At 58.1% G+C, this 7,360-nt stretch carries 7 protein-coding genes and 1 pseudogene; 1 reads left to right on the plus strand and 7 read right to left on the minus strand.

Annotated features, from left to right (window positions below; all coding sequences use genetic code 11):
• Positions 1 to 216 precede the first annotated feature (216 nt).
• Entirely contained in the window at positions 217 to 1,764 is a 1,548-nt protein-coding gene (locus NW856_RS04650; RefSeq protein ID WP_414399337.1) for an ABC transporter ATP-binding protein, read from the plus strand.
• Here the strand turns inward: NW856_RS04650 and malQ are convergent.
• From malQ to NW856_RS04685, 7 genes and pseudogenes are all read right to left on the minus strand, one after another.
• Entirely contained in the window at positions 1,761 to 3,362 is a 1,602-nt protein-coding gene (gene malQ / locus NW856_RS04655) for a 4-alpha-glucanotransferase (RefSeq protein ID WP_414399338.1), read from the minus strand. The two genes, NW856_RS04650 and malQ, sit on opposite strands and share 4 nt — an antisense overlap.
• 146 nt (positions 3,363 to 3,508) lie before the next feature.
• Entirely contained in the window at positions 3,509 to 4,381 is an 873-nt protein-coding gene (locus NW856_RS04660) for a polysaccharide deacetylase family protein (RefSeq protein WP_414399339.1), read from the minus strand.
• A 46-nt stretch (positions 4,382 to 4,427) separates the two neighbouring features.
• Positions 4,428 to 5,063, minus strand: coding sequence for an orotate phosphoribosyltransferase (gene pyrE, locus NW856_RS04665; protein ID WP_414399340.1), 636 nt, complete (start codon positions 5,061 to 5,063; stop codon positions 4,428 to 4,430).
• A 195-nt stretch (positions 5,064 to 5,258) separates the two neighbouring features.
• Positions 5,259 to 5,804, minus strand: coding sequence for a GTP-binding protein (locus NW856_RS04670; RefSeq protein ID WP_414399341.1), 546 nt, complete (start codon positions 5,802 to 5,804; stop codon positions 5,259 to 5,261).
• Between the two features lie 51 nt (positions 5,805 to 5,855).
• Positions 5,856 to 6,413 (minus strand): protoglobin domain-containing protein, encoded by a 558-nt coding sequence (locus NW856_RS04675; RefSeq protein ID WP_414399342.1) that lies wholly within the window; start codon positions 6,411 to 6,413, stop codon positions 5,856 to 5,858.
• A 54-nt stretch (positions 6,414 to 6,467) separates the two neighbouring features.
• Positions 6,468 to 6,836: a roadblock/LC7 domain-containing protein gene (locus NW856_RS04680; RefSeq protein ID WP_414399343.1), complete on the minus strand. Its 369-nt coding sequence runs from the start codon at positions 6,834 to 6,836 to the stop codon at positions 6,468 to 6,470.
• An 80-nt stretch (positions 6,837 to 6,916) separates the two neighbouring features.
• Positions 6,917 to 7,360, minus strand: a pseudogene (locus NW856_RS04685) (hypothetical protein); the annotation flags it as partial.

Here is a 7,360-nt window from a genome sequence, read left to right on the forward strand (position 1 = left end):
GCCTACGGCACCCTGACGGGAACCGCAACGCTGACGCGACGATGCGACGACGTAACGACGTGACCAACGTTTTAGGTGTGGGTGCAGTGTCCCAGTTTGAATCGAAATGACCATAGTGCTTAGAAAAAGAGAGACTCTCACAATACCCCCAGAAATGCTTTCCTCTGGCATGGCAGTTCACAACCTATGCTGGAAAAGGCGTTCAAGAAGCACCTCATGAGTGGGCCTGATCCTTCTTTGGCAGAGGGATCCCATCGCAGCGATATTGCCCTTCGCTTGCAGGGGATCACCAAGCGTTATCCTCTGGTGCTGGCCAACGACCACATCGATCTGGAGGTGCGTTGGGGAGAGATTCTGGCGCTGATGGGGGAGAACGGGGCGGGCAAGTCTACCCTGATGAAGATCGTCTATGGGTTGGTCAGCCCGGACGAGGGATCCATTCAAGTGGATGGGCAACCGGCCAAAATTCACAGTCCCGCCGATGCCATTCGGTTGGGAATTGGGATGGTGCATCAACACTTTATGTTGGTGGATCCCTTGACGGTTACGGAAAACGTGGTTCTTGGGGCCGAACCCGGCCATCTTTTTCAGGTCGATTTCCGTCGGGCCAGGGCTGAGGTGGCTCAGTTGATTGCCGAGATGGGCTTCCATCTGGATCCCGACGCCAGAGTGGAGGATCTGCCGGTAGGCCTACAGCAGCGGGTGGAGATCTTGAAAATGCTCTACCGCAAGGCCCGCATCTTGATTTTGGATGAGCCGACGGCAGTGTTGACTCCGCAGGAGGCAGGCGAGCTGTTTGCGTTTTTGCGCCGCTTTGCCCGGCGGGGGGGAGCTGTCATTTTCATCAGCCACAAGCTGAAGGAGGTAATGCAACTGGCCGACCGCGTCACCGTCATTCGGGATGGCAAGGTGGTGGCGACGTTGCCCACTGCCCAAACCGATGCCCAGGAACTGGCGCGGCTGATGGTGGGGCGGGAAGTCAGTCTGACCGTTGAAAAAAAGGCCGCTACCCCTGGGGAGGTGTTGCTGGATGTGCGAGATCTGTGGGTGGATATACCGGGGCGGAAGCCGGCGGTGGCGGGGGCGAGCTTCCAGGTACGTGCCGGCGAGATTGTGGGCCTTGCCGGTGTGGAGGGAAACGGCCAAACGGAATTGGTGGAGGCGATCACCGGCTTGAGAAGCTACCGCGGCCAAATTCGCTATGGAGCCGGATCCCTGTCTGCTTCGGCCCGACAGGTGCGTTGCTGGGGTCTGAGTCATATCCCCGAAGATCGCAATGTGAGAGGTTTGGTGCTGGATTTCCCCACCCGCGACAACCTGATCCTGGGGGATCACCATCAAAAGCCGTATACCGGCTGGTTGGGATTTTTTCGGGAAGAGGCCATTGACCAACATGCCCGCCAGGTGGTGGAGAGCTTCGACGTTCGCCCCCGCAGCATTTCCCTGACGGCCCGCCGCTATTCTGGGGGCAATGCCCAGAAGATCGTTGTGGGGCGGGAGCTTTCCTGTGGATCCAAGGTGCTGGTGGCTGCCCAACCGACGCGGGGGGTGGATGTGGGGGCCATCGAGGCCATTCATCGGCGCATCCTGCAGGCGCGGGATCAGGGCATGGGGGTGCTGCTGGTGTCGGCGGATTTGAATGAGGTGATCAGCTTGTCGGATCGCATTTTGGTGATCCATGAGGGCCACCTGGTGGGAGAACTCACGCCTGAAGAGGCCACCGAAGAGCAGCTAGGGCTGCTGATGGGCGGGATCCAGCATTAGACGAGGCCGGGGGCAGCTTGAGAAGACCGTGCCGCCCGTTCTTGGGCTAGGGCTGCTCGCCGTTGCTCCAACTCTTGAGGAGAGATGCGCCCATAGGTCACGCTCATCTCGGCCAGCCGCTGGATCATGTCCTGCCGCAGCATGTCCTCGCGGTAGCGCCAGGCCCAGTTGTTCTCGGTGGTGCCGGGGAAGTTCATGCGCGCCTCTGCCCCCAGCCCCATCACATCCTGCAGGGGAATGATGGCCAGGTCGGCTACGGAAGAAAGGGCCAAGCGGATCAGATCCCAATGGATGCCCCCGGATCCCTGGCAGCCCAAATAGCGCAGCAGGTTTTGTTTTTCCCACTCCGAGCGCTCCGGGTCATGAAACCAGCCCACCACCGTATTGTTGTCGTGGGTGCCGGTGTAAACGACAAAGTTACGCTCGTAGGCATGGGGCAAATAGGGGTTATCCGGCCCGGAACCAAAAGCAAACAGCAGCACCTTCATGCCGAGCAGGCCGAATTGATCCCGCAGTTGCAACACCTCGGGCGTGATGTCTCCCAGATCTTCGGCAATCACCGGGATTTCCCCCAGCTTGTCGGCCAGGGCCTGAAAGAAATCTGCTCCCGGCCCTTTTTGCCACTCCCCTTCCACAGCCGTTTCCGCATCGCCCGGAATGGCCCAGTAGCTCTCGAAGCCGCGAAAGTGGTCGATGCGCACACAATCCACTTGCTTGAGAATGGCCTGCATGCGTTTGATCCACCAGTCGTAGCCACGGGCCTTGAGCACTTCCCAGTTGTAGAGGGGGTTGCCCCAGCGCTGCCCGGTGGGGCTGAAATAGTCCGGCGGCACACCGGCTACTTGTAAAGGCCGTCCCTGTTCATCCAGGTGAAACAGCTCCCGGTTGGCCCACACGTCGGCACTGTTGGGGGCAACATAGATGGGTACATCCCCGATGAGCTGCACTTGATGCCGATGGGCATACTCCCTCAAGGATCCCCACTGCTGGGCGAACAGATACTGCCAAAACATCTGCTCGGTAATGGCATCGGCATAGCGGTCGCGAGCCTCTTGCAGGGCCGGCGGATCCCGTCGCACCAAGGCCGGATCCCATTGGTTCCACTCTTGCTCGCCGTACACATCCTTGAGGGCCATGAACAGGGCATAGTCGGGCAACCAATCGGCTTCGGCAGCACAATAGGCTTGGAAGGCTTCCCAGTCGGCGGCGGACGCTTTTTCTTTGAAGGTTGCCCAGGCGCGGTGCAGCAGGCCCAGCTTGAAGGGGATCACGGTTTCGTAGTCCACCCGCTCGGCGGATCCGGCTTGGATCGTTGGCCATTGGGGCAGGTCCTGCCAACTGTCGGGCTCTAGCCAGCCGGCTTTTACCAACAGCTCCGGGCTGATGAGCAGCGGGTTGCCGGCTATGGAGGAAAAGCTCATGTAGGGGGAGTTGCCCCAGCCGGTAGGTCCCAGAGGCAGCACCTGCCAGAGGCGCTGGCCGCTCTCCACCAGAAAATCCACAAACCGGTAAGCAGCCGGCCCCAGGTCGCCGATGCCAAATGGCCCCGGTAGCGAGGTGGGGTGCAAGAGGATCCCGCTGAGTCTGCCCATGCGCATGGCCAAGCCCTTTTGCTGAAGGTGGCTTCACCGCCTATGCTGTCACTTCCAGAGCCACGATGAACAGCTCCAGACAAGACAAAATCGGCACAAAGCCAAAAGACCCCCTTTTCCGCCCTGGCCAGGGATCCGGAACTGGGATCCTGTCAGGCCATCTCAGGCGCAGGGCAGGCTTGGGCATACCAGTCATAGAGGCCATCCCCGGTGGTGAGCCAAGTATGAGGGCGAGATTGGATGTGCTGCAAGGCTTTTTTTAGGGATCCCATCCGCAGAGGCTGCCCGACAATGAAAGGATGTAGGCCGATGGCCATGACGCGGGGGGAGCGTTCCCCATCTTGCCACAGTTGATCAAACTGGTCGATGAGGGCTTGGGCAAAGGCTTCTGCCGGCAGGCGGGCGCTGAGACAGAGGCTGATGTCGTTGGCCTCTAGAGTGTAGGGGATCCCCAAAAGGGGGCCGGCGGCGGTCTGCAGCCAATAGGGTTGGTCGTCGTTTACCCAGTCGGTGGTGTAGCGGATCCCGGCAGCCTTGAGCAGGTCAAAGGTGTTCTCGCTAACGGAAAATCCCGGTGTCAGCCAGCCCCAGGGTCGGGATCCTGACACCTTCTCCAAAAGGGACAAGCTGCGCTCGATGAGCTCTTGTTCGGCTTCGCGGGCCAGGCCGCTGTGGCCGGTGGAGTTGTTCCAGCCGTGGGCCAACACCGACCAGCCGTATTGGCGGATCCCTTCAATGATGGGGGGGTAAAGCTGCACCATTTCTGCATTCAAGGCGGCAGTCACCGGGATCCCCAGCTCGGCAAACAGCTCAAACAGGCGCCAAATGCCCACCCGGTTGCCGTAGTCCCGCCAGCCGTAGTTGGCGATCTCAGGGGAGCTGGTGAGATGGGGTTGAATGGCCGTGCCCAGCTTGCCAAAAGTGAAGTGCTCGATGTTCATCACCACGTACACAGCCACCCGCGCCTGATCCGGTAAGCTCGGCAGATTTCGGCTGGGTAGAGCTGAGTAGGCAGGTGGCAGCATGATTCCCTCTCCAAGTCATTCCAGGACAGTTAGCCCTTCGTTGGCGTCAGCAGCGTGGAGCACTTTCTTCCAACTTTCTTTCAGAGGCTGAGGCTTGACGACAAGCCCGCACTTCTTCAAGGGTGAACAGGCGACGCAAGGGGATCCCTGCTTCGCGGCAGCGATCTTCTGCCCCTTCCAGCCGATCCACCAAAGCGAGGATCCCTTCCGCCCGGTAGCCGGCTGCCCGCACCCGTTCGACAGCCTTCAAAGCAGAACTGCCGGTGGTCACCACATCTTCCAGGATCCACACCCGACTGCCTGCCGGCAACTCCGGCCCCTCGATCCAGGCTTGCGTGCCGTGCCCCTTGGGCTCTTTGCGCACGATTAGGGCGGCTAGGTTGGCAGGCTCAGCCCTCAGGGAGGCCAAACTCACCGCCGTCACCAGGGGATCTGCCCCCAGCGTCATTCCGGCCACTGCCTCGGTTTCGGGCGGCAACAGTCGGTGCAGCAGGGATCCCACCCAATAAGCTCCTTGGGGGTGAAGGGTAACCGGTTTGCAGTTGATGTAGTAGGGGCTCTTCTGTCCAGAAGTGAGGGTAAAGGAGCCTTCTCGATAGGCCAGTTGGGCGAGGAGATACAACAGTTTCTCCCGCGCTTCCTCTGGGGAAAGGGTCGGGGGAGAGCAATCGAGAAGCAACACAGCGGGGATCCTCTTGGTTCAATGGCTGGCAAGAAAGATCACTCAGGACATTTCATTATGCGGCAAATCTCCACCGAATCCAATCTCCCGTTTTTCGGCTTCACGGGAGGGATCCCTGTCACGCAAAAGATACGCCTGTCTTGGCTAGGGCCAATGTTGCTGAAGTTCTAGACCGGCGGATACCTGAAAATCTGTTCAAACAACCACCTGGGGCATCATTTGCTCAACCAACAGAAGCAACGTGTTGGCAACAGAAGCCGGCTCCTGGGCATTCAAAGTGGTGTGCGGAACTGAACCGTCCTGATTCCCCAAAATTAACAAAATGTCTTCTGGATCCCAGGCATTGGGTTGATCGACGTGGGTGATCCCAATCACGCAGGGGGCACTTGTCCTGGCTTTCATAAAAGATTGAATAGCTTGGGCGTTGCGAAATTGGCCCGGCAAGTGCGCAGGCACCAGAAGAACATAGCCGTGGGCGCGCTTAATTAAAATATCCCACATAAAGTTAAAGCGAGACTGGCCGGGAGTGCCGTAGAGATGCAGCCACATCTCTTCTTCCTCCTCTCCAATTCTCAAGCGGCCGAAGTCCATGCTTACCGTCGTGGTTTTCTTCAGCTCTGCCACCTCGTCCGTTGCTTTGCAATCGGTGTCTACTACCTCAATCTCGCTAATCGTGCGAATAAAGGTAGACTTTCCAGCTCCCACCGGCCCTGTTACAACAATGCGGAGAATATTGCTCATGGTTAGCCTCAGCCGTAAACCCCCAGCGCAGACGGGCCTACTCAATCCTGATTAAGAGGAAGCCAAGCTGTTAGCCCCGGTAGCAATCAAGCGCTTAAACAAGGCCTCGCTCATGCCTGTTTCCTGTTGCACAGCATTATAGGCCACCTCAAGGTAAGCTTGCTCAATAAAAGAGAGGTCAATCATGCAAACCTTGCTCAAGCTGGTGCGCAACTGCTCAGGCTTGCCTTCTTTCACCAACCGCCGACTGACCTCCTGCACAACTGTGGCCATAGCAGGCACAACATGTTGAGGGCCGATCCCAACGCGCACATGAACTATGCCAATCTTCCAGCGCCGCTCAGCGTATTGTGGCCCCCAGTTATCCATGCCCGTAAACATTTCCTTGAACCAGTCGGCAAAGGTTTGGCCCAGCCGCTGCCGGTTGTGCTTGGCTATCACTGCCGCCATTTCGGCATCGCGATCCAGATAGCCGTAAAAGGCGTCTGACATTTCCGCCGCGATACTGCCGCCCCAGTCAGCACTTTGCTGCAAAACTTTCTTGTCATCATCTGTGAATTGCGTGCGTGAGATCAGGACTTGGAGCAGCTCAGAAGGTTTAATGGCCATACTTCCCTCAACGTCAGGACAGAATCAAAAACTTAGCCTCCACATTTGATTTTCTTACTTCATTGCCTCTGCAATGCTTGCCGCGACTCGCTTAATTTCCAAAAAAAGCAAGCCCTGCTTGACTTCATGACTGGCAATTGTCAGCAAGACAGCATCGGGGCCACAACTGGCCAAAACCCCGTACCCTTTTTCTCCCTGTACAAAAACCCTCTCTATGGCTCCGCGCCCCAGCTCTTTTCCAATCCGTTCTCCCAAAGAAAGCATGGCAGCCGACATAGCAGAGGTTCTCTCTTCATCCATACCCGCAGGCAATGTGGAAGCCAAAGGTAACCCGTCAGGGGTGACCACTGCTGCTCCCTGGACTTCCGGTGTGTTGGCAACATAGCTCTGGAGGATCGCCTGCAAAGAGGACAGATTAGCCATCCTATATCTCCCTGCTGATTCCCTATTTCTAATGTTTCTACCCGAAAACCGAAAACATGACTGCAAATATCCCTATGCTTTTATTTTTCGCGCATGCCCTTGAGGAGGGTGGCTAATCGACTGACCAGAGAAGGCTTGACGGGGCCGCCCTCATCCTGGAGACCAGGCACCCTTGCCCCCAGCCTCTCCCTCACCGGCTCGGGATTCACCTCCTCAGCAATCGACTTGGACAGCTCCAAGTGACCAGACCGAGCCAGAACCGTTGGCCCCTCACAGGGGCTGATCAACCCCAGCTTGGCCAGACGGGCACAGGCATAGCGCACCTCCAGCAGGTCTGCCCCCAGTGCTTGAGCCAAAGCCGTCAGCTTGCGAGAAGGCGACACCTGCTCCAGGATCCCCCACTCCAGCGCAGAAAGTTTGAACAGAGGCAGTTCGGTGCTGGTACGCCAAAAGCAGCTATCGGGCTCTGGCAGGTCTTTTTCGGGCTGCTGCTCTAGCTTGAGCTGCTGCAGGGCTTCCAGGAC

It is taken from the genome of Synechococcus sp. R3-13, assembly GCF_047462195.1.
In the GTDB taxonomy this organism is placed as follows: domain Bacteria; phylum Cyanobacteriota; class Cyanobacteriia; order Thermostichales; family Thermostichaceae; genus Thermostichus.